This is a genomic window from Bradyrhizobium sp. WCU1, from assembly GCF_053474805.1.
The window spans coordinates 20,507-42,085 of record NZ_JBQPHM010000001.1 but is presented as its reverse complement, the minus strand read 5'-3'; the positions used below and the strand labels follow the sequence as shown (position 1 = coordinate 42,085).

Sequence of the window (21,579 nt, the reverse complement as noted above, 5' to 3'; positions counted from 1 at the left end):
CACGGGTGGGCGATTCGCCGCCCATCCCCTGCATGGTCCTTTGTTGTTAGTAGGTCCTGCACTTCAACATTGGCTCGGCGGACGGACAAACGTGTCAGAAGCAGCATTCAAACTGAAACCGTTGGAAGCTCCACACTATCGCGAGCCACCGCACAACATCGAAGCTGAGCAAGCGCTGCTCGGCGCCATGCTGATCAACAACGACGCCTTTCATCGCGTTGCCGATTTCCTGAAGGCTAATCATTTCTTCGAGCCTCTGCACGGTGGCATCTTTGAGGTGATTAGCGAGCTGATCCGCTCAAACAAAATTGCCAATCCAATTACCCTTAAGACGTTCCTTCCAGCAGCGCTCGATATTGCCGGACTATCGGCTGCGCAGTATCTCGCCCGCCTGGCTGCGGAAGCGACGACCGTCATCAACGCCGCCGATTACGGCCGAACCGTCTACGACCTCGCGGTACGACGCGAGTTGATCAAGATCGCCGAGGACATGCTCAATGACGCCTTTGACGCGGCCGTCGATTGCGCTCCGCAAGATCAGATCCAGCATGCCGAACAGCTTCTATACGAAATCGCCGAAACGGGACGCTATGGCGGCGGCTTCGAGACGTTTGAGACCGCGCTGGACAACGCCATTGACAGGGCCGCGCAAGCTTACCAGTCCGATGGCAGGCTCTCGGGGCTTGCTACTGGCCTCAAGGATCTTGATGCCAAAATGGGCGGTCTTCAACCAACGGACCTCATCATCATCGCCGGCAGACCAGGCATGGGGAAGACGTCACTTGCCACGAATATAGCGTTCAACGTCGCAAGCGCCTACGACGCGACAGAACAGGTCGACGGCTCGCCACGGCCCGTCGCCGGGGGCATCGTCGCCTTCTTCTCACTGGAAATGTCGTCGGAACAGCTTGCCACGCGCGTGCTCTCCGAACAGGCGGAAGTCCCCTCCTCGAGCATCAGGCGTGGCGACATTGGCGAGACCGATTTCGGCAGACTCCTCGACTGCCGCCAGAAAATGCGACGGCTGCCCCTCTTCATCGACCAGACAGGCGCGCTCTCCATTGCCCAGGTCGCGGCCCGCGCGCGCCGTCTGAAACGACAGCGAGGCCTGCACCTCATTGTCGTCGATTATATTCAGCTCATGCAGGGCAGATCGCAGCGCGCGACGCAGAATCGCGTTCAGGAAATCACGGAGATCACGACGGGTCTGAAAGCGCTGGCCAAGGAACTCAACGTCCCGGTCGTTGCGCTGTCCCAGCTCTCGCGCGGGGTCGAAAACCGCGACGAAAAGCGCCCGCAACTCTCCGATCTGCGCGAGTCAGGCTCGATTGAACAAGACGCCGACGTCGTCTTGTTCGTCTATCGCGAAGAGTATTATCTCAAGAACAAAGAGCCGAAGCCCGGCACCGACGAGCATCTCACTTGGGAATCCGAGATGAGGGACGCGCGCGGCCAGGCGGAAGTCATCATCGCAAAGCAGCGGCACGGTCCGACAGGAACAGTGGCGATGACGTTTCAAGGGGAATTCACTCGCTTCTTCGACCTGGTCGAAGACAACCGCTTGCCGCGCCGATCGGATTAAGCCCCGACTCTGGTCGCTCCTTCCACACGTTGCTTGGTCGGTCACAAGCCATCGGGTCGAGCAATATCAAGTCAGCTCTACGGTCACCGCGCCGTCGGCGTACCGTCAACCTGATCTGAGCTAGTTCGCGCCCATCGTACCGCATTCTTCGCTTATTCAAGGAAGAAGGATCACATTGTTTCTCGGTTTCGATGTCGCCGGCATGGACTCACCGGCGGGAGATGTACAGTTCGGCACACCCACTTCCGGAGAAGGACCACCCCGCTCTCGAATGGGCTTTCCTTGGTTCAAGCGCGGCCTTCCACGATCAACCCGCAAGGGGTTCGCTACGCAAGCGTGCGACCTCTTCGGCTTCGCCTGCGAGGTGACCGCAGCCGCCCCCGAACACTTCGGCGCCTGTCGAGCGGGGATGGTCCCCGCCGCAAGACGGGAGCCTTTCAATGTCGCACAATCTCACGCTCGCTCAGCACCATGCATTCGACTTGGCCCGCACGCTGCTGGTGCCGGTCATCCTTTTCCAAGCTGAGAACGAATTCGGCGTCATGGTCTCCAGCGAATACGACGGCGAACAGGACGCCATCCTTCATGAATACGACCCGTGGACCCCGGCTCATTGAGCCGGGTGACCGGCTGCCGCTGGCGCCTTGCCGGCTGCAAGGGAGGCTTCGCCGCGCACCAGATGCGGCAATTGACCGTTGGTCAGCGCGCCCTTGCATTCGGCAGGCTTCGCGGCCGGTCAGGAACGTTCCGCAAGGCTAGGAGCAAGAAAGACCAACGCAAGAGAGGGCGGACTTGCCTGCGCGAGTCCGGTGAAGGAAGATGAACAAAAGAGAAATCGAAGGGTTGCGCGAAAAGGTCGGCTGCGCGGCCCTGCTCGAAAAAGAAGGCTGGAAAGTCGACATCAAGGAAAGCACCCGCCGCGCGATCAAATATCGACGCGACAGCAAGATCGTGATTGTCATCCATGACGGCCGCGGCTGGTTTGATCCGCTGTCGACCGCAAAAGGGGACGTGTTTTCGCTCGCCGAGCACCTCGGTGCCGCCGGCTTCACCGACGCGTGCGATCGTGTCGCTGATGTCGTCGGCTTCATCCCGAGCGCACCGGTCTGGCAACGTCCTGCCAAGCCGAAGGCGATTGGCTCGATCGCGGTCCGTTGGCGACATCGCTTTGTGCCTCGGCCCGGCTCCCCGACCTGGCGTTATCTGACCGACGAACGGCACATCCCCGATCGCATCATCGCCGGTATTGTTGCCCATGGCCGGCTTCGGGAGGGTCCGCATGGCAGCATGTGGGCGGCGCACACAGATTCCCGCGACACCGTCACCGGCTGGGAAGAGCGCGGCCCGAGCTGGCGCGGCTTTGCGACCGGCGGCGCCAAGGAGCTGTTTCGCCTCGGTGCTTCCGATTGCGCACGCGTCTGCGTGACCGAAGCGGCGGTCGACGCCATGAGCCTAGCTGCGCTCGAAAAACTGCGTGATGACACGCTCTACGTCAGCACGGGAGGCGGATGGGCTCCGGCGACGGAGGACGCAATCCGGGCCTTGGCTGGGCGCGCCAACGTGCTGCTGGTGGCCGCGACCGATAACAATCGGCAGGGCGAGGTGTATGCCGGGCGAATTCGGTCGATCGCGGAGGAAACCGGATCCCGTTTTGCACGATCCCGGCCGCGCGCCGACGATTGGAACGAAGACCTTTGCGCCGCGTGAGGCGGGCAACAGCGGGGGCGAAGGAGGACGCCAAGGGTAGGCATAGGTCCGTGCCGCATGCCCGCCCGGCGCGTCAAGGGAAGCTGCGCCCGCGTTCCGCGGCCCTTGACCCGCCGGACCGCAGATGCGGCCGCCCGAGGGTGTTTGCAACACCCAAAGGGAAGGGCCAACCATGCCTTCTTTCACGATTGAGACGACCTATCGCCTGCCGGTCTATCGCCAGCAGACCTACGAGGCCGCGACGATGGAAGAGGCTTGTCGCCTCGCTGTCGACGACGACGAATGGTCTGACGAAAAACGCGACTACGAGTCCGCCGGCGAGACCTATGTGACGGGCATCTGGTCTGGCGAGAATGCCGCCTACACCGGAGCCGCACAGCCGATTCCCGCTCACTATGTCGAGACGCCGCAGCGCATCGCGTTGCACCTTGAGGTGCTGCTCGGCCTCGTCAAGGTTCTCGCGAGCCAAAGCGACACCGAGCAACTCGACCGCGCCTTCCGGCTCGAGCGCGCGCAGCCGGCGATTGCCAAGGCGGAGGCAATACTCGCCGGCTCCCGCGACCCGGACTGACGAGGCTCATGCGCGCTCCGCCTGACGGCGCAGCGAGCGCGCTTGTCGTATCTGCAAACCCTGCCGAATCGCGCATGGCGATCTCCGTATCGGTCGCGGACGTGCTGGACGCGGCGGCTCTCCAGTCAACGGGCAAGCCGTTTCCCATCGCGACACGCGATCGGTGACCCTCGTTGAACCCGTCCTGCGAAGCGTCCACCGCAACGGAGATCGAAAGGCGCTGTCGATGTGCAGGGTTCTCAACAAGCATCACGCAGGCGTGCCCGCGGGCGCGGTCTATATCGGGCGCGGCAGCAAGTGGGGCAATCCGTTCCGGATCGGTCCCGACGGCGATCGCTCAGCAGTGATAGCAAAATACGAGCGCTGGCTTGCGGATCAGCATCAGCTCTTGCGCGCACTGGACGAGTTGCGGGGGCGCGATCTCGTCTGCTGGTGCGCGCCGCGACCGTGTCACGGCGATCTGCTGCTGCGGCTCGCCAATGCGACGCGCGATGAGCGGATCGCTTGGTGGCGGCGCGTCAAGGTGGCGGCGTGAGCGCACAACCACTGTCTTGTCCGGTCCCGCGCGTGAAGGAGGGAAGAGAGAATGGGAGAAAGGACAAAAAACCCCGCTGCCGCATGCCCGGCCGGCGCGTCAAGGGTGAAGCTTCGCCCGCGTTCCGCGGCCCTTGACCCGTCGGACCGGAGAGGCGGCCGCCCGAGAGGTGTGACGAAGGACTGAAGTGATGAGGGGATCAGGCGGATCGCCCGCGCTTCAGCCGCAACAGGCCAGGAGCCGCTCATGCACACCTCATCCGCAATCCGCAAGATTTTCGAAGGCGTCGCGTCGCGCCACGAGATGCACCACATGTTCAACCGTCATCGCGGCGCACCCGCCTTGGCCGACGGCGATGCGGGCGATCTGTTCGCCGGCGAGTGGTTCGAGATCGCCGAGTGCGACTACGAGTATATGCTCGACATCCTGCCGCCGCTGTTCATGCGCGGTGACATGTTCGCGCTCAGCGAATATATGACCGGCAGCGTCACCAGTGTCTTCTTCGCGCTCTCAATCGATGGCTGCACCCGGTGGTTTCACGGTTATTGCGACCTTTCCGATCGCGGCTCGCCCGATCGCATGAAGGCCGCGATCGTCGATCGCGAGACGCGGCCGGTGCGCGCCATGACCCGCGAAGAACGGCTTGAGCACATCTGGTCGTGCACGCATGACGATTATCGCGGCTATGCAGGCGAGCGCTGGCCTGCCGCTATGCGCGGCAAGCGAACCGTTCTGGTCTATGGCGGTGATCGAGGCACCGTCCTGAAACTGCTCGACGACCTCACGGACGACGAAGTATCCGCCAAGCTCCCCGTGCAGCTGCGTCATTTGCCACAGCCGGTCGCAGCGTGAGCGAGAGGGGGTCCGTCCATGGAAGCGACCTACTCCCGCCTCGGAGTTTACGTTCACGCCCCTTGGCGTGCCGTCGTGCGCGCTGCGCGATCGCGGATCGCAAAACAACACCGCCATGATCCGGCGCTGAAGCAGGCGCGCAAGCGCTTTTATTCCGAAATGCTGGCCTGCCAGGCCAGGCATAAGCATCTCGTCCGCACGTTCCGGCTCTGACGTCCGCTCAGAGCCGATCCTTCACCCCTCACCTTCACGCAATCGCGTCGCCTGCCGGGCCTGCTGCCGGCGGGACGTTCGCGTGCGCCCGTTCGACAGGAGCCTTTCATGGCGCAACACGATCCGTTTACGCTTGATCTCTTCGGCAACACGTCGCTCTCTTCGGGGCTCGACCTTGGCGTCACGGCCTTTCCATCCACCCTTGAAACGGACGGCGACGACGGTGATGCGCCGCACCCTCCGGCGGTCGCGCGTATAGAACCGTCCGCTGATCGACCCACCAGCCGAGCTAGGGGCGAGACGTTCTACCTCGCTGGAACGCGGGGCCTTGCCAGATCTTGGCGCGATCGGGCGCGCGACAATCTCTCCGCCATCCGCCTTGCAGCCGTGATCGAAGGCGATCAGCGTCCCGCCACCGCCGCCGAACAGGCGCAGCTCATTCGCTTCACCGGCTTCGGCGCATCCGAACTCGCCAATGGCGTTTTCAGGCGCCCGGGCGACGATGATTTCCGCCACGGTTGGGAGGAGATCGGCGCGGGGCTGGAATCGGCGGTCGGCGCGGGGGACTACGCCTCGCTCGCCCGCTGCACCCAGTACGCCCATTTCACGCCCGAATACATTGTGCGCGCGGTCTGGGCCGGCGTGACGCGGCTCGGCTTTCGTGGCGGACGTGTGCTCGAGCCTGGTATCGGCACGGGCCTGTTTTCGGCGCTGATGCCCGAGAAACTACGCGCGGCGTGCTATCTCACCGGCGTCGAGCTCGATCCGGTCACCGCGCGCATCGCAGCCTTGCTGCATCCTCGCGCCAACATCATCAACCAGGACTTCGCACGAACCGAACTCCCCCAGCACTTTGATCTCGCGATCGGCAATCCGCCGTTTTCCGATCGCACGGTGCGCAGCGACCGGGTGTTCCGGTCCCTCGGCCTTCGGCTGCACGATTATTTCATCGTCAAGGCGATCGACCGGCTGAAGCCCGGAGGTCTCGCCGCTTTCGTCACATCGCATGGCACGATGGACAAAGCGGACGCGTCCGCGCGCGAGCACATCGCCGGAACGGCCGATCTTGTCGGTGCCGTCCGGCTGCCCGAGGGCAGCTTCCGCGCCGACGCCGGCACCGACGTTGGCGTCGATATCCTCTTCTTCCGAAAGCGCCGCGATGGCGATGCTCCCGGCGCCGACGCCTGGCTCGATCACGCCGAAATCCATCCCGCAACGGAGCATGAGGGCGCTATCCGGGTGAACCGCCATTTCGCGGAACATCCGAATATGGTGCTCGGTGAGCATGCACTCGCGTCTGGCCCCTACGGTGAGACGTACACTTGCGTACCGCGCCCGACGGTCGTGCTCGAAGACGCGCTTACCGCCACCATCCTCCATCTTCCGGATGCCATCTACGACGGCGACCCGGAGACAACCGGCTTCGATGCTGACGAGACGCAGACGGTTGTCGCAACCGCCGCCGGCGTCAGCATCCGTGAAGGAAGTTATTTCGTCGGCAGGAACATGGCCTTGATGCAGATGGTCGACGGCACAACCGTCATCATTCCTGTGAAGAAGGGCAGGAATGCCGACGGCGTCTTCGCCAAGCACGCGCGGATCATTCGCAAGCTGATCCCGATCCGCGACGCCGTGCGCGAGATCTTGAAGTGCCAGGAGACCGACCATCCGTGGAAGCAGGCGCAGGTCCGGTTGCGCATCGCCTGGAGCTCTTTCGTCCGCGACTTCGGGCCGATCAACACCACGGTCGTATCGTCCCTGGAAGACGAGGAGACCGGTGAAGTGCGCGAGACGCACCGCCGGCCCAATCTGGCTCCGTTCGCGGATGACCCGGATTGCTGGCTCGTCGCTTCGATCGAAGACTATGACCTCGAGACGAACACGGCGAGACCCGGGCCGATCTTCACTGAGCGCGTGATTGCGCCGCCACCGGCGCCTGTCATCGCCTCTGCCGCCGACGCGCTCGCCGTCGTGCTGAACGAGCGGGGCACGGTCGATCCCGATCACATCGCGGAGCTTTTGCACCGCGGCGTCGACGACGTGATCGGTGAACTCGGCGACGCCATCTTCCGCGATCCCGCGACCGGCGCGTGGCACACCGCCGACGGCTATCTCTCCGGTGCGGTCCGCTCGAAGCTCGCCACAGCGGAAGCCGCCGCGGCCCTCGACCCGGCCTATGCGCGTAACGTCGAGGCGCTCGGGCGCGTCCAGCCGGCCGACCTTCGTCCATCCGACATCACGGCGCGGCTTGGTGCCCCCTGGATCCCGGCCGCCGACATCATCGCCTTCGTGAAGGAGACGATGGATGCCGACATCACCATCCACCACACGTCCGAGCTCGCCTGCTGGACCGTGAATGCGCGCCAGCTCGAATGGAGCGCCGCCGGCACCACCGACTGGGGCACCCATCGTCGCCACGCCGGACTTCTTCTGTCAGACGCGCTCAACTCGTCGATCCCGCAGATCTTCGACACCATCAAGGACGGCGACAGCGAGCGGCGCGTGCTCAACACCGTCGAGACGGAGGCAGCGAAAGACAAACTCGCCAAGATCAAGTCGGCGTTTCAGTCATGGATCTGGTCCGATCCGGACCGAACCGATCGGTTGGCCCGGCTCTATAACGACACCTTCAACAACATCGTGCCCCGACATTTCAACGGGGATCATCTGCAGCTCCCGGGCGCCTCTGGCGCCTTTTCTCTATATGGGCACCAGAAGCGGGCGATCTGGCGGATCATCGCTTCGGGAAGCACCTATGTCGCCCACGCCGTCGGCGCCGGCAAGACGCTGTCCATCGCGGCTGCGGTCATGGAGCAGCGCCGCCTCGGCCTCGTCAACAAGGCGATGCTCGTCGTACCCGGCCACTGCCTGGCGCAGGCGGCGCGGGAATTTCTCGCCCTGTATCCGAACGCCCGCATCCTCGTGGCGGATGAAACCAATTTCGTGAAGGAGAAGCGCCATCGCTTCCTCAGCCGCGCCGCCACGGCGAGCTGGGACGCGATCGTCATCACCCACAGCGCCTTCAAGTTCATTCCCGTCCCGTCCGCCTTTGAGGCGCAGATGATCCAGGACGAGTTGGAGGCCTATGAAGAGCTCCTCGGCAAGGTCGACAGCCAGGACCGCCTGTCGCGCAAGCGCATCGAGCGGATGAAGGAGGGTCATCAGGAACGTCTCGAATCGCTGGCCTCGCGCAAGGACGATTTGTTGACGGTCGCCGAAATCGGAATCGACCAGATCATCGTCGATGAGGCGCAGGAGTTCAGAAAACTGTCCTTCGCCACCAATATGACCAGCTTGCGCGGCGTCGACCCGAACGGCTCGCAGCGCGCCTGGGACCTCTATGTGAAGTCCCGCTTCCTCGATGTGAAGAATCCAGGGCGGGCACTGGTCCTGGCCTCGGGCACCCCGATCACCAATACGCTTGGCGAAATGTTCACCGTGCAGCGGCTGATGGATCACGCCGCACTTGCGGAGCGCGGCCTGCACGAATTCGATGCCTGGGCCTCGACCTTCGGCGACACCTCGACCGAGCTTGAATTGCAGCCCTCCGGCAAATACCGCCCCGTCACGCGTTTCGCGCAGTTCGTCAACGTCCCCGAGCTGATCGCGATGTTCCGTTCCTTCGCGGATGTCGTGTTGCCCGACGATCTGAAGGACTACGTCAAAGTGCCCGCGATCGCCTGCGGCAAACGGCAGATTATCACGGCCGAGGCGACAGCCGCCTTCAAGGCCTATCAACGCCTGCTTGACGACCGCATCAAGGCCATCGAGGAGCGGGACCGCGCGCCGGAACCAGGCGACGATATCCTCCTGTCCGTCATCACCGACGGCCGCCACGCCGCGATCGACCTGCGCCTCGTCGTTACCGGACAGGTGAACGAAGCGGGCAACAAGCTCAACGCCCTCATCGCCAATGCTTTTCGCATCTGGCAAGAGACCAGCAATGTGACCTATCTGCGGAAGGACGGCAGGGCCTTCGACAAAACCGGCGCCGGCCAGCTCATTTTCTCTGATCTCGGCACCATCAGCGTCGAGGCCAGCCGCGGTTTTTCTGCGTACCGCTGGATTCGCGATGAACTCGTGCGTCTCGGCGTGCCGCCTTCCGAGATCGCCTACATGCAGGACCACAGGAAGTCCGAGGCCAAGCAGCGTCTCTTTAATGATTTCAATGCCGGCAAGGTCCGCATTCTTCTTGGATCGAGCGATACGATGGGCACCGGAGTTAACGTTCAACTTCGCCTCAAGGCGCTCCACCATCTCGACGTGCCGTGGCTCCCCTCGCAGATCGAGCAGCGCGAGGGCCGTATTGTGCGCCAGGGCAACCAGCATGACGAAGTCGAAATCTTCGCCTATGCCACGCTTGGCAGCCTCGATGCCACCATGTGGCAAAACAATGAGCGCAAAGCCCGTTTCATCGCCGCCGCGCTGTCAGGCGATACGAGCGTGCGGCGCCTCGCGGACCTGGGCGAAGGCCAGGCCAATCAGTTTGCCATGGCCAAGGCGATCGCGTCCGGCGATCCACGCCTCATGCAGAAGGCGGGACTTGAGGCCGAGATCGCCCGCCTCGAACGCCTGCACGCGGCGCATATCGACGATCAGCATGCGATCCGGCGGCAAATTCGCGACGCCGAGCGCGAGATCGAGATCTCGACGCGCCGCATCGGCGATATTGCTGAGGATATCACCCGTCTCGTTCCGACTGGTGGCGACGCCTTCACGATGGCCGTCAAAGGGACGCGCTTCGACGAGCGCAAGCTCGCTGGTCGCGCCTTGATGCAGGAGATCCTCACCCTCGTTCAGCTTCAACACGAAGACGGCGTGGTGATCGCCTCGATCGGCGGCTTCGACGTCACGTTCGAGGGCGAGCGTATCGGCCGAGATGGCTATCACTACGTGACCATGCTGCAGCGAACCGGCGCCCAGTTCGAGATCGAGCTCCCGATGACCGTGACGCCGCTCGGCGCAGTCGCTCGGCTCGAGCACCCGCTGACGAATTTCGGGGGTGAGCAGGAGAACCATCGTCGGCGTCTTGCCGAAGCCGAGCGGCGCCTTGCCTCCTATCGCGGCCGAGTCGGCGAAGCCTACGCCTTCGCCGCCGAGCTCAATCTCAAGCGCGCGCAGCTTGCGGATGTTGAGGCGGATCTCGCGGCCAGCAGCGATGAAGCGGCGCAGACGAAGGGAGGGGAAAACCGAAGAGCTGCGTGAGCAGGAAACCTGCTCGCAGAGCAGCCGGAGCGCCGCCGCTGGCGCTCAACCGACCGTCTCGCGATCCCGGCCGCGGCGCGCTCGCAAGGCGCTTCGCGCCCCGCTCGCGCCTGCCGGGCAGGGATGCTCGGCGGCAGTTGCGCCGCTCCGCCCGCCCTGCGGGCCGAAGGGATGTCTTCGAGAAGAAGACGAGAGGACCCCGAACGGGTGGTCCACAACCCCTGAAAATGGAGAGCATCCCATGGAACTGATGATGGTCGATCCGCGCGCGCTGAAGGAGAATCCCGATCAGATGCGCCGCTCGAAATCTTCGCTGCAGGCCGATGCGTTGCTGCTGGCATCGATCAAGGCCGTCGGCATCGTGCAGCCGCCCGTCATTTTGCCGGAGTGCGATGGTGGCAACGGCTACGTGATTCACTTCGGGCATCGTCGCGTCGCGCAGGCGATCGCCGCTGACCTTGCCGAAATCCGTGTTCTCGTCGCGAACCCCGACGGAGATCACGACGCGATGCGCGCCCTCGTCGAAAACGTCGCGCGTGAGCCGCTCAACCCCGTCGACCTCTGGCGCTCGATCGAGCGTCTGGTGGCGCTCGGCTGGACCGAGGAGTCGATCGCGCTGGCGCTCGCCTTGCCCGCGCGCCAGGTCCGCAAGCTCAGGCTGCTCGCGAATGTACTCCCGGCGATGCTTGACCAGATGGCGAAGGGCGACATGCCCGGCGAGCCGCAGCTCCGCGTCATCGCCGCGGCGTCGATCGACGAGCAGAGTGAGGTCTGGAAGAAATACAAGCCGCGGAAGGCCGATCCGCAGGTCTCCTGGAACGACGTCGCCCGCGCGCTCACCAAAACGCGCATGTATGCCCGCCACGCGAGCTTCGATGACGAGCTTGCCACGGCCTATGGCATCACATGGGTAGAGGACCTGTTCGCGCCGGCCGATGAGGACAGCCGCTACACGACCGCCGTGGAGGCCTTCCTCGGCGCGCAGAACGAGTGGATGACCAATCATCTGCCGAAGCGCGGCACGGTGATCGAGGTGAACGAGTGGGGCCAGCCCAAGCTGCCGGCCAAATCCGAGCGGGTCTGGGGCAAGCCGGGGAAGTCCGACTGCACCGGCTGGTATCTCGATCGCGACGGCCAGATTCAGTCCGTCGCTTATCGCATGCCGCAGGTGAAGAAGGCGAAGGGCAAAGCCGGCGAGACAGAAGAGGCCGCAGCCGACGACATCGAAACCACGGCGAAGGCGCGGCCCGACGTGACGCGCAAGGGCATGGAGATGATTGGTGACCTGCGCACCGACGCCCTTCATGAAGCCCTCGCCCGGGCGCCGATCGAGGATGACACGCTCCTCGGGTTGCTCGTGCTGGCGTTCGCCGGCCAGAACGTCTCCATCGCCTCCGGTAACGCCGACGGCTATGCCCAGATTAGCCGACACGCCGCGCGACTGATCGGGGAGGACGGCAAACTCGCCTTCGATCGCGACACCCTGCAACAGGTCGCGCGTGCGACCCTGATCGACGTGCTGTCGTGCCGGGAGAATCGCTCGGACAGCGGCGTCGCGGCGCACATCGCGGGTGACGCTATCGGCGCAGATACGTTCTTGCCGAACATGGCTACGGACGACTTTCTGTCGTGCCTGTCACGCACCGCGATCGAGGCAGTGTGTAAGGACACGCCGGTGCTTCCGCGCCAACGGGTCAAGGACACGCGCGAAGCGCTGGTTCAGCACTACGCCGAAATCCGGTTCGTGCATCCGGCCGCGGTGTTCGCTCCCGCGCCCGAGAAGGTCGCCGCTTGGGCCGACAAACACGGCCGCGCCGAAGACGACGAGGAGTCCGGAGCTGACGCGTTGAACGAGTCCAACGAGGCCGAGGACGTGCCGCCGGCGGACGGATACGCTGAAGCGGCGGAATAGCGACCCGCACCTCACCTTCCATCCGATCAATCCCCGCCGCCGGCTCCCCCGAGTCGGCGGCTTTCGTTCGCAAACCCCACAGGAGGACATCATGTCCGCACAACACATCTACGTGTCTGCTCCACTCGGCTCGATCGTTCGCTATTCAGACGGCACACCGAGGCCACCCGCACGGTTCAAGCGCAAGCTTGCCGCATGGGAAAACAACAACAGCGGCGGGAGACTGGTCAAGAAAACTCCGTCTCGCGATATGCCGAGCTGTTTTCTACTCGCCGGCATCACGCTGCATCAGGGCGATTTCGGCAGCGCCGGCGTCGTGGTTCTCAGGGTCTACAAGACCTTCTCGGTCAACTGCGCCCTCAAGTTCATCGTGACCGAACCTCCGAAGCCTGGCTCGGTTCGTGTTCTCGACCGCGAGGGCGAGGCGGCCGAGCTGCTCTATCTCGCCGCCGACTGCACCGCGGCGGAAGCATGGCTCGCGGCGCACCGCTATCCCGGTGCCGTGCTGGAAGACGTCACGACGGACGAGGTCGCCGCGGCTGCGATCGATGGGAGGGCTGCATGAGCACGTTCGCCGATTCTACTTCGACGAACAACCGAACTCGTGCTCCGGCGGGGGGCACGTTCGCACGCACCCATGAAGGCCTGCTCGTGGCCGAGGTCGGCGACCGTGCGTTTGCCTTGTTGCCCGGCTCGGATGGCCGGTTCTTCCTGGCGTCGGCCTGGCGTCTTCGCGGCCCGATGGAAGAATGGAAGCGCTCGGACTTCTACGGTCACGGCGGTGATGTCGAAGACGAGACCGCTTTCCGAGCGCGTGTTGCGGAAAACGCCGAGCACCAGCGCCAGCGCACGGCCTTGGCGCGACGCGAAGTCTCCTCGCGCGCGTCGACTCCATGGGGCACTTCCCAGCATGCCATCTATGCCGACGGAGTCATCTGTTATTCGACGGCAAGCCATGGCGGCTTCCATCTCGATGCTGAGCATAACGCGAAGGTCCATCCCGGCCTTCGCACGCGCGGCGGCTGGTATGAGGAAGATTGCGCCTGGGCGGCCGTGGCGCAGGCCTTTCCGGAGCTGTTCACGGACTATGAGCGGCGCTGCGCGGATCGGACCATCCGCGATTGGCACCCGGACGCCTGGGAAGCGATCCAAGGAAAGCGCCTCAAGCCCGGTGAATCTCACGAGAAGGATCGTCGCGCCTTTGAACGTGATCACGCATCCGACTGGATCGTGATTTCGGCGATCCGGTGCGATCAGCACGCCGGCATGACCGAATGCGTCGCCACGCTCGGCGGCGATCGAGCCGCCCCCGAGCAGCGCCGCTACCTCGTTCCGTCCGACGAATATCACGTCGGCCGCTTTGGCTTCGTGATTGATGGGGCTCGCCACCGTCTCTACGACGGTCCGTCGAGCTTCATCGGCTGGAATCGGTGAGGTGCGATATGCCCTGGCAACTCATCGCCCTCGCCTTCGGATGGCGCGCGACAGCCGGCGAGGACCGCGGCATTCCGCGCCTCGTCGTCTGGCACCCACGCCTACGACGTCATTTCACGGGCGCCGACGCCTGGAAGTGCGCGGTCCGCTTATCGGTGCGTGCGCCTGACACATCCCTTTCTTCGCCCTCAAAAGTCAGGAGGCATCCATGAACGCTCAATTCATCACCGCACCTGCAGGGCCATGTCGCCGAGGCGCTGCATGGCGTCCTCACGGACGGGATGCGCACATCCGCCGGGACAGATTCGGTCTCGATCGACTGGGCGATCGCGGGCGACGACATTCCGTCATCGATCGCGCAGGTCCCCCGCTCCTCGACGAGTATGCGCCCGACAGGACAGCGTTTCCCCACTGGCCATGGAGGGCATTCTGATGTCGCTCACGCCTCAATCGGCCTTACTCCTGCGCATGGAAAATGCACTTCTCGAGACAAGCCGTCATCTCGGCATCATTGAACGGCAGATCGAAGCTCGCGCCGAGCGCATGACGATCACGTCCTGCACCAAGCGCCGGCAGTCCGGCGGTGGTACCTCAAGATGGACACGCGCGGACGAACGGGCTTTCCGCGAAAATATAGCGGCGCTTGCCCTCACGCGGCGCGCCGAGATCGACGCGTTGACTCGCAAGCTCACGCGGCAAGAGAGCGCGCTTGCGGCGTTCCGGCGGCGCCACGGGATCGAGCCTGCGCTCGGAGATCGGGAACCAACAGCCTGCACCATGACGATTGACGGCTAATCATGTCGCGGGCTCATCGGCCAGCGCTTCTGCAGCGCAAGCCAGGCTCTCCGAGTGACCCTTGAGCTCCGACTATCCGTTCTCCGCGTACTGCCACCGGCGCTCCCAGAGCAGAGCCTGCGAAGATGGCGTGCAGGTGGGCAATTCGCGCGCCGCGGCAGGTAGAGGAAGAGCACGACGAACGCCAGTAAACCGGGCTGGTCATGGATGCAGGTCATCTCGGCCTTCATTCTTTTGGCGTCAACCCGTGCCGGCGCCCCCTCGGGTTTGCTGCGGTCTGAACCGTCGACGGCCCGCTTCAAGGGCAAGTCGCAGTCGATCGTCGCCCGCCGTCTCGTCATGGCCAGGCCGCGTCCTGCGCAGGGCCTGCGGCCCCGCTTGTCCGCACCCCGACCATGCTCGCCTTGACGGTCCACGCCCCTTGAAGCGGTCCGCTTGCGCCGGTTCTTGGCGACCGCACCCGAGGGGGCGCCGGCACGGGCCGATCGCCTCTCCCGGCGAAACCGAGAAAGGACCTCACCATGTCAAAGACCGCCCGTTCTCCTCGCTCATCTGCTGCCGTCGTTCCGCTCCGCCGCGGCACCACGCTCGAGATGGTCCGGCTCGCCTGTCCCGACGCCGCGCAGGCCAACCGCATCTCCGAGAGCTTCGGCCTTGCTACGCTCGACAGCGACGGCATCTGTGACCTCCACGAACGGCTCATCATTGAGACCGCCCAAGCGCTGAAAGACGGCTTGAGCGAGCGCGCCATGCAAATCCACCTGCAGCGCATCGTCGGCGCCTATGTCGGATCGGCCCACGGCGCCGGCCAGTTCTACTCCCGCGCAGTGACCGAAGCGCGTGACGCGACCGCCAAGCTTGCCAACGACAGCCGCGACGAAGATCTCGACGGTCCCGTTGGTTTTGACAGCGCCGCGCAGCGCAAACGAGAATTCGCGGCCGACATGGCCCTCCAGGCCCACGCGCTCCGCATGGCGGCCGAGGGCGCCGTCACCGCCTACGAGCAGATCGTTGGCGAAACCTGGAAGCCGTTCGAACGGCAGATCGAGCACGCCGGCGAGACCGTCGGTCGCAAGGCCGCCAAACTTCAGATGGAGTCTTTCGGCTAGCCATTCGGGCGGGGCATGGCCCCGCCCTTTTCACTCCCGACGAAAAGGCCGGTCCTCGCGGGCCGGCCTTTTCGCATGTCACGCGCGGCGGCGGCGCTGCAATCTGAAAACCAATAGAAAAGAGAAGACCAGCCGACACCCATCGCGGCCCCGTCCCGGGTGATGGTCCTGCTTCGGCTGGTTTGTCCCCGCAACGGCTCCGCCGTCCTCCACTGCGTTGCGGCCCTCCCAACAAAATCCTGGTTCTGCGATCCGCACCGATCCGGGTGCGCGGACCTCCCAGTCCTGCGCGGGCGGACCCCGTGACGGGGCCGCGATGGGCGCGGCCTCCAACGGAGGTCATGATCATGAGCCGAAAAGAGGAAAAATCTCGCGCGGACATCTACGCGCGCATCACCGATCGCATTGTCGCCGATCTCGAGCGCGGCGTTCGTCCATGGACGCAGCCCTGGACGGTCGCCGATACCGCTGGCCGCATCACTCGGCCGCTCCGCTACAACGGCCAACCCTATAGCGGTGTGAACGTCATCCTGTTGTGGTCCGAGGCGGTCGCGCGCGGCTTCACCTCGCCGACATGGATGACCTTCAAACAGGCGGCCGAACTGGGCGGCCACGTCCGCAAAGGCGAGACGGGCAGCGTTGTGGTTTACGCCAGTCGGTTCACAAAGACCGAGACGGACGGCAATGGCGATGAGGTCGAGCGCGATGTCCCGTTCCTCAAGGCCTATACCGTCTTCTGCGTCGATCAGATCGATGGCCTGCCTGAGCACTATTACGGTCGGCCGGCGACGGTCTCGACGCCGATCGAGCGCAACGCGCACGCCGACGCGTTCTTCGCTAACACCGGCGCTGTCGTCCGACATGGCGGCATAATGGCGTTTTATGCGCCCTCCTCCGATCACATCCAGATGCCACCGCTCGAAAGTTTTCGCGACGCGGAGTCGTATGTCGCCGTCCGAGCGCATGAAACCGTTCACTGGACCGCTCCTTCCCACCGTGTCAACCGCGACCTCAGCCGCTACGGCAAGGACCGTAGCGAGCGCGCGCGCGAGGAACTGATCGCGGAACTCGGGAGTTGCTTCCTGTGCGCGGACCTCGGCATCGTGCCCGAACTCGAACCGCGCCCGGATCACGCGAGCTACCTCGCGTCCTGGATGGAGGTCATGTCAAACGAGAAGCGCTTCATCTTCGCGGCGGCCGCGCATGCGCAACGCGCTGTTGCCTATCTGCACGGCCTTCAACCGAAGGCGTTCGAGGTCGGGGAGGCTGCATGATGAGCAGACAGCGTGGCGATCGTCCAGTCCACAACCCTCGCTCCTATGGCCGCGCACGGCATCATCGATCCGATGCCAGACTATGCGGTCTTCGCAGACACCGGCTGAAGGCCGACCGTCGTTTACGATCACCTCGCCTCGCTGACATCGCCGAATGTATTGCCCTTTCCTGTCTGCATCGTATCGGCGGGGCGACATTCGCGAGAATCTGATCAGCGCCGCTCGCGGCCAGCGCGGGGCATCCATCCCCGTGCGTGCCGTGAACCGGCCTCGCCCTTGCGGTTCTCGCCGGGGTTCTCCTCCCGTAAATGTCGTGACCCGATACGCGGCCTTACCGAAACTTCCTTCGGGGGCGCGTTCCGGCGCTAACGGGTCGTCGCTCTATCGAGCGAACGTCGCTCCCATCCGCAGTCTCGTTTGATAGGCCGCGCCCTGACGCCTGATGGAGAAGCGGCGCGGTCGTTCATTTTCAGTCGAGGTCTCGACCAGCGGGGCTTGAAACGTTGTGAGGTGTCCGCTGTTGGTTAAATGCGCGTCCGTCGCCCTGGCCCCGAAGGTCGCTGTCGTGTCACCCGGCCGTTTCATCAGTCTCGCCCACGGCGTCCTCGATTTGGCATGTCTGACCGAAGGCCGTCGTCGCTTTGCTCCGCCTCGCTCTTATCCCCGCAACATCCGGCCACGACTTTCTTCCCCTGGCCGCTGCGCGTCCATTCCTCGCGGAAATCAAGAAAGTTGTGGCTTGGCTGCCCTCTACTGCGTGCCGGCCCCTGCGGGGTGCGGGTCGATCGCCTCCGGTCTGTAGCCAGCCATCGAGGCTGCGGTGGGCGCGGCCCGGAAAACTGAAAAGGACACGACAATGGCAACCATCGGCACCTTCACTTCGAACGGCAACGGCTTCACCGGCACCGTCCGCACGCTCGCTCTCAACGCCAAGGCCAAGCTGGTCCGCGTCGAGACCCCCTCCGAAAAGGGTCCGCACTTCCGCATCTTCGCCGGCAATGTCGAGCTGGGCGCGGCCTGGCAGAAGACCGCCAAGGACACCGAGCGGGACTATCTCTCGGTCAAGCTGGACGACCCGAGCTTCCCGGCCCCGATCTACGCCACCCTGATCGAGGTGGAAGGCCAGGAGGGCCTCCAGCTCATCTGGTCCCGACCGAACCGGGACTAAGGGGCCTCCACGGCAACGGCCCCGCCGAAAGGCGGGGCCGTTTCTGCATCGACGTCTCTTCTCACGCGGGTGATCAATCGCGCGTTCAGCGCGCTGCGGCCCGGCGGCTCCGTGCCCGGCTCCGGCATATGCGGTTTGTCCCCGGCGTAGCGACGGCAGATGTTCTAGGCATACCCATCAGATGTCTACCCCTCGTTGTCTTGCCATTGCGCTTCACCTCGCCCAAGCCGGATGATGCGCGAGCTGCGACGGTCGGTCGCGAATTCAACATGGCACAGACTTGGTCGAAATTGCCGAAGGCGCTGTCGGATCCCAACGATGGAGCGGTAGTCCGGCGTCGTGACCGACACTGCGCCCGTATGTTCTTCAATCTCGATGCGACCCGGCATTCCCACATCGACAAAGTTGGGCACGTCGCCTTGCATCGTCCAGTCCTGAGTTTTCCACTTCGAGGTTGCACCACTGAGTGCGTCATTTCTGAACTTCTTCCAGATATGCGCTGTATCGGCGGTCGGCCAATCGGGCTGATCCGAGAGCGCTGCAATCTCATTCGATCGCAACCATCGGTTCATTTCCGCCCCACCGACGAAAACCGGTTGTGTTTCACGAATCGCGGCCATTGCGGCGACTCGGGAGGGCAGTCCGGCCCGGACTAGACTCGCCATCATGGCCTGCGGCACGCCGGCCTCAAGAACGGCCGCGGCGCTGCCTTCAACAAAGTCCGATTCTCCGCCGCTCGCACGGCGCCGCATCCGGATCGCCTCGATTGCCCATACAAGCCGATAAACGAACGCGTCTTCGATGACGCGCATGTTGTCCAGACCGATCGTGACAACATCGGTGCCGCGAAGCCAGGCTGCGAGGAGCTCGCGCCAATTCGCCGGCAGATCGACATCCGGCACGAATGGCCGAATGCCGAACAAGCGCGCCGCCATGCCGGTGAGAGCGGCGCTCAAATCGTCAATTGCGCCGGTCTGTGCTGCGTCATCAGCCCGATCAAGAAGTTCCGTCAATTCAGGGGCGATCGCGTCGATGGCGAGGCCCGCTTCCAGTCCAATGCCCATCGCGAAGGTGGCGCGGCGCTGCACGGCGTCCGATTTGTTCCAGATTAGGCGCGCGCGAGCCTGGAGAATCCACAGTTGGTTGTAGCGGGTCTGTTCGCCTAGCCGGGCGATCTGGCGAGACCACAGTGATCCGTTCAGGGCTTCGTCGATTAGCCGCGGAAGCTCCGCGCTGCCACTGTCCAGCGCTTCGATGAGACCAAAGACAGTTGCATCGAGCTTTTCGATCAGACTCTCGATCGGCTCGGCATCAGCGGCATGGTCCTGTGGAAACCAGGCCTCCTGGGCATTCGCGAGATACTCCATTGCGTCGGCCCGCAGGAAGACGTTCGCGCGCGCCAGACGGTTGAGCACCTCGGCGACGATGGTGATGATGCCGCTTGAAAGCGACCTTGCCGTCGCCGATCCGACGAGGTCTCGCCAAGCGCGTTGTCGCCACCCCTCGGCTTGGAACATCACGTGCAACACAAGGCCTTCCAGATCGACAAAGGCACGGCCTGCACGCCCGGCCACGTTAGCGAATTCTTCGCCGGACAACGGAACGCCAGCACGGTAGAGGGTCGGAATCAGCAGCACAGCGGCATTGAGGTTGAGACCTTGCGCCAACGTCGGTGACGCGACTGTCACGCGCAGAACGCCTGCGGCGAGCAAGCCCTCCACCTCGCGAAGGAACGGCCCTGGTAACCGACCGTGATGAATCGCGACACCGATCGGCAAGCACCGAACCGCGGGATGATCCGGGCCTAGCCACTCGCGACCCACGGCCAAAGCACGCGCGACCGCGGCTGCGTCGTCAAGCAGCGAGGGCAGATAACCGCGACTGTGCAGGTCAACGATGGTCTCGGCGTATCCCTCGACGTGATCACGTTGCGTGCAGAAGACGAGCGCTCGCTTACCCTGAGCCGAAAACTTCCATGCGGCCGCGAGCGTCAGCTCCTTTGTATCGGGAACGGCGTGCGCCGTGGCCGGCGAGCTGCCTCCTCCGGGACGAAATGACGAATATAGGGTCCGCCTGCTTCGAGATCGAAGCTCAGGCGGGCCGAGTTACCCTGCCACATGAGGGTGCCGAAGCGTTGCCGCGTTGGTCGCCAGCGCGACTGAATCGGTGTTCCACCTGCATCACTACGAATCCAAGCGGTCAAATCGTTAAGCTGATCCCCTTCGGGCAAGATCGCCGAGAGACAGACGATGCGACGGGTTTCGTTGTCAGCACGCCTGAGCAGTCTTTGAACGAGGTTCTCGTACCGAATTTCGCGTTCGCTTGGCCCGATCAGGTGACCTTCGTCGAGGACTACGAGCCCGACGTCATCGATGATCGACGGGTCATTCCGCAAGGCGAAGTCCAGCTTCTCCGGTGTGGCGATGACAATATCCTGCGTACGGAGTGCGTCTTCGTCGCCGCCAGCGGCTCCAGCCGCGCCATAGAGCGACGAGACCGAGAACCCAAGGCTCGAGAACGTCCGACGGAATGATCGTTCCGTCTGGGCGGATAATGCGCGAAGCGGCGTTACAATGAGGACCCGCCTGCGCGCCGCGAGCGCCATCAATGCGGCGATCTCGGCGATTCGTGTCTTGCCAGCACTGGTCGGCAACGCGACGACGAGATCGTCGGTCATCGGTTGCTCGTCGGGCTGCTTCGATCTGCGACGGCCAAAGCTCCACCTCGGCGACGTCACGTCCAAAGAGTTCCCCGATGAAGAGTTGGCGCAAATCCTGATAGTTTCCCGCGCCCGCCGGCCCGTCGAGGGGAAGCACCTGATGCAAGCTGCTAGACCACAGGTCATCGACAAGATTGAACGCTATGCGCGCGGTCCACCACAGCGACACGGCATTGGCGTTCCTGGCGAGGGAGATCGCGCGGCGCAGGAGGGACCGAGACTCCTCAATCAGGACCGCGGCCCCGGTCTGAAGAGCGAATTCGAAGAACGCGAGGGCGCGAAAAATGGTTGATGTGGCGATCAACCTGACGGCGTCGTCCGAATCAATCTCTCCTGCGCGCAACGCCTGGCTAATATTTGCATCACCATGGGCTGGGTTCAGCAGCCACGCTCGCGCGCGGCGACCTAGACCGGCCAGATCCCGCAAAATAAGATGCGCCAACGCTTCTTCCGCTGGCGATAGATTCGCGTTCTCAGGCCGTTGAGAGATCAGAGAGAAGGCG

General features: G+C 64.0%; 18 protein-coding genes and 1 pseudogene. 17 read left to right on the top strand and 2 right to left on the bottom strand.

Going from position 1 to position 21,579, the window contains the following annotated elements:
* Positions 1–91: 91 nt before the first annotated feature.
* The 16 genes and pseudogenes from ACTUWL_RS35505 to ACTUWL_RS35430 all read left to right on the top strand — a co-directional run bounded on the left by ACTUWL_RS35505 (position 92) and on the right by ACTUWL_RS35430 (position 18,357).
* The gene (locus tag ACTUWL_RS35505; RefSeq protein WP_021078658.1) at positions 92–1,582 is read left to right on the top strand and encodes a replicative DNA helicase; all 1,491 of its coding nucleotides are present in this window, start codon (positions 92–94) and stop codon (positions 1,580–1,582) included.
* Between the two features lie 440 nt (positions 1,583–2,022).
* Positions 2,023–2,199, top strand: a complete 177-nt coding sequence (locus ACTUWL_RS35500; RefSeq protein ID WP_021078657.1) for a hypothetical protein — start codon at positions 2,023–2,025, stop codon at positions 2,197–2,199.
* Between the two features lie 202 nt (positions 2,200–2,401).
* Positions 2,402–3,289 carry a DUF3991 and toprim domain-containing protein gene (locus tag ACTUWL_RS35495; RefSeq protein ID WP_021078656.1) on the top strand — a complete coding sequence of 296 codons (888 nt, stop codon included), beginning with the start codon at positions 2,402–2,404 and terminating at the stop codon, positions 3,287–3,289.
* A 172-nt stretch (positions 3,290–3,461) separates the two neighbouring features.
* Entirely contained in the window at positions 3,462–3,860 is a 399-nt protein-coding gene (locus ACTUWL_RS35490) for a hypothetical protein (RefSeq protein ID WP_021078655.1), read from the top strand.
* Positions 3,861–4,086: 226 nt separating this feature from the next.
* The gene (locus tag ACTUWL_RS35485) at positions 4,087–4,395 is read left to right on the top strand and encodes a DUF4326 domain-containing protein (RefSeq protein WP_021078654.1); all 309 of its coding nucleotides are present in this window, start codon (positions 4,087–4,089) and stop codon (positions 4,393–4,395) included.
* 246 nt (positions 4,396–4,641) lie between these two features.
* Positions 4,642–5,247, top strand: a complete 606-nt coding sequence (locus tag ACTUWL_RS35480; RefSeq protein WP_021078653.1) for a DUF1419 domain-containing protein — start codon at positions 4,642–4,644, stop codon at positions 5,245–5,247.
* A gap of 18 nt (positions 5,248–5,265) precedes the next feature.
* Complete coding sequence (locus ACTUWL_RS35475; protein WP_021078652.1) at positions 5,266–5,460, top strand: hypothetical protein; 195 nt, start codon at positions 5,266–5,268, stop codon at positions 5,458–5,460.
* Positions 5,461–5,568: 108 nt separating this feature from the next.
* Positions 5,569–10,665, top strand: coding sequence for a helicase-related protein (locus ACTUWL_RS35470; RefSeq protein WP_021078651.1), 5,097 nt, complete (start codon positions 5,569–5,571; stop codon positions 10,663–10,665).
* A 241-nt stretch (positions 10,666–10,906) separates the two neighbouring features.
* Positions 10,907–12,577 (top strand): ParB N-terminal domain-containing protein, encoded by a 1,671-nt coding sequence (locus ACTUWL_RS35465; protein WP_021078650.1) that lies wholly within the window; start codon positions 10,907–10,909, stop codon positions 12,575–12,577.
* Positions 12,578–12,668: 91 nt separating this feature from the next.
* Positions 12,669–13,142: a hypothetical protein gene (locus ACTUWL_RS35460; RefSeq protein WP_021078649.1), complete on the top strand. Its 474-nt coding sequence runs from the start codon at positions 12,669–12,671 to the stop codon at positions 13,140–13,142.
* On the top strand, positions 13,139–14,011 hold the full coding sequence (locus tag ACTUWL_RS35455) for a DUF7007 domain-containing protein (protein WP_021078648.1): 873 nt from the start codon (positions 13,139–13,141) through the stop codon (positions 14,009–14,011). Before ACTUWL_RS35460 ends, ACTUWL_RS35455 begins: the two co-directional genes overlap by 4 nt.
* Positions 14,012–14,443: 432 nt before the next feature.
* Positions 14,444–14,806 (top strand): hypothetical protein, encoded by a 363-nt coding sequence (locus ACTUWL_RS35450; protein ID WP_021078647.1) that lies wholly within the window; start codon positions 14,444–14,446, stop codon positions 14,804–14,806.
* Positions 14,807–15,327: 521 nt separating this feature from the next.
* A complete protein-coding gene (locus ACTUWL_RS35445) occupies positions 15,328–15,915 on the top strand; it encodes a hypothetical protein (RefSeq protein ID WP_021078646.1) in 588 nt (195 codons plus the stop codon).
* Positions 15,916–16,262: 347 nt separating this feature from the next.
* A complete protein-coding gene (locus ACTUWL_RS35440; protein WP_021078645.1) occupies positions 16,263–17,189 on the top strand; it encodes an ArdC family protein in 927 nt (308 codons plus the stop codon).
* Positions 17,190–17,210: 21 nt separating this feature from the next.
* A pseudogene (locus tag ACTUWL_RS35435) lies at positions 17,211–17,439 on the top strand (hypothetical protein); the annotation flags it as partial.
* Between the two features lie 606 nt (positions 17,440–18,045).
* Complete coding sequence (locus ACTUWL_RS35430) at positions 18,046–18,357, top strand: DUF736 domain-containing protein (RefSeq protein WP_021078644.1); 312 nt, start codon at positions 18,046–18,048, stop codon at positions 18,355–18,357.
* Between the two features lie 185 nt (positions 18,358–18,542).
* On the opposite strand, the gene ACTUWL_RS35425 is transcribed toward ACTUWL_RS35430, so the two are convergent.
* Together ACTUWL_RS35425 and ACTUWL_RS35420 are read right to left on the bottom strand one after the other, a co-directional pair.
* A complete protein-coding gene (locus ACTUWL_RS35425) occupies positions 18,543–20,069 on the bottom strand; it encodes a hypothetical protein (protein ID WP_021082477.1) in 1,527 nt (508 codons plus the stop codon).
* 278 nt (positions 20,070–20,347) lie between these two features.
* Complete coding sequence (locus ACTUWL_RS35420) at positions 20,348–21,034, bottom strand: DEAD/DEAH box helicase (RefSeq protein WP_280712541.1); 687 nt, start codon at positions 21,032–21,034, stop codon at positions 20,348–20,350.
* On the opposite strand from ACTUWL_RS35420, the gene ACTUWL_RS35415 reads away from it, so the two are divergent.
* Entirely contained in the window at positions 20,991–21,368 is a 378-nt protein-coding gene (locus tag ACTUWL_RS35415; protein WP_280712542.1) for a hypothetical protein, read from the top strand. The genes ACTUWL_RS35420 and ACTUWL_RS35415 overlap by 44 nt on opposite strands.
* Positions 21,369–21,579: the final 211 nt, after the last annotated feature.

Bases quoted from the DNA above. Each gene is read 5' to 3' on its own strand.
- ACTUWL_RS35470 (WP_021078651.1), top strand. From the start codon at position 5,569: ATGGCGCAACACGATCCGTTTACGCTTGATCTCTTCGGCAACACGTCG.
- ACTUWL_RS35485 (WP_021078654.1), top strand. From the start codon at position 4,087: ATGTGCAGGGTTCTCAACAAGCATCACGCAGGCGTGCCCGCGGGCGCG.
- ACTUWL_RS35490 (WP_021078655.1), top strand. From the start codon at position 3,462: ATGCCTTCTTTCACGATTGAGACGACCTATCGCCTGCCGGTCTATCGC.
- ACTUWL_RS35465 (WP_021078650.1), top strand. From the start codon at position 10,907: ATGGAACTGATGATGGTCGATCCGCGCGCGCTGAAGGAGAATCCCGAT.
- ACTUWL_RS35460 (WP_021078649.1), top strand. From the start codon at position 12,669: ATGTCCGCACAACACATCTACGTGTCTGCTCCACTCGGCTCGATCGTT.
- ACTUWL_RS35495 (WP_021078656.1), top strand. From the start codon at position 2,402: ATGAACAAAAGAGAAATCGAAGGGTTGCGCGAAAAGGTCGGCTGCGCG.
- ACTUWL_RS35475 (WP_021078652.1), top strand. From the start codon at position 5,266: ATGGAAGCGACCTACTCCCGCCTCGGAGTTTACGTTCACGCCCCTTGG.
- ACTUWL_RS35480 (WP_021078653.1), top strand. From the start codon at position 4,642: ATGCACACCTCATCCGCAATCCGCAAGATTTTCGAAGGCGTCGCGTCG.
- ACTUWL_RS35500 (WP_021078657.1), top strand. From the start codon at position 2,023: ATGTCGCACAATCTCACGCTCGCTCAGCACCATGCATTCGACTTGGCC.
- ACTUWL_RS35455 (WP_021078648.1), top strand. From the start codon at position 13,139: ATGAGCACGTTCGCCGATTCTACTTCGACGAACAACCGAACTCGTGCT.
- ACTUWL_RS35430 (WP_021078644.1), top strand. From the start codon at position 18,046: ATGGCAACCATCGGCACCTTCACTTCGAACGGCAACGGCTTCACCGGC.
- ACTUWL_RS35440 (WP_021078645.1), top strand. From the start codon at position 16,263: ATGAGCCGAAAAGAGGAAAAATCTCGCGCGGACATCTACGCGCGCATC.
- ACTUWL_RS35445 (WP_021078646.1), top strand. From the start codon at position 15,328: ATGTCAAAGACCGCCCGTTCTCCTCGCTCATCTGCTGCCGTCGTTCCG.
- ACTUWL_RS35420 (WP_280712541.1), bottom strand. From the start codon at position 21,034: ATGACCGACGATCTCGTCGTCGCGTTGCCGACCAGTGCTGGCAAGACA.
- ACTUWL_RS35450 (WP_021078647.1), top strand. From the start codon at position 14,444: ATGTCGCTCACGCCTCAATCGGCCTTACTCCTGCGCATGGAAAATGCA.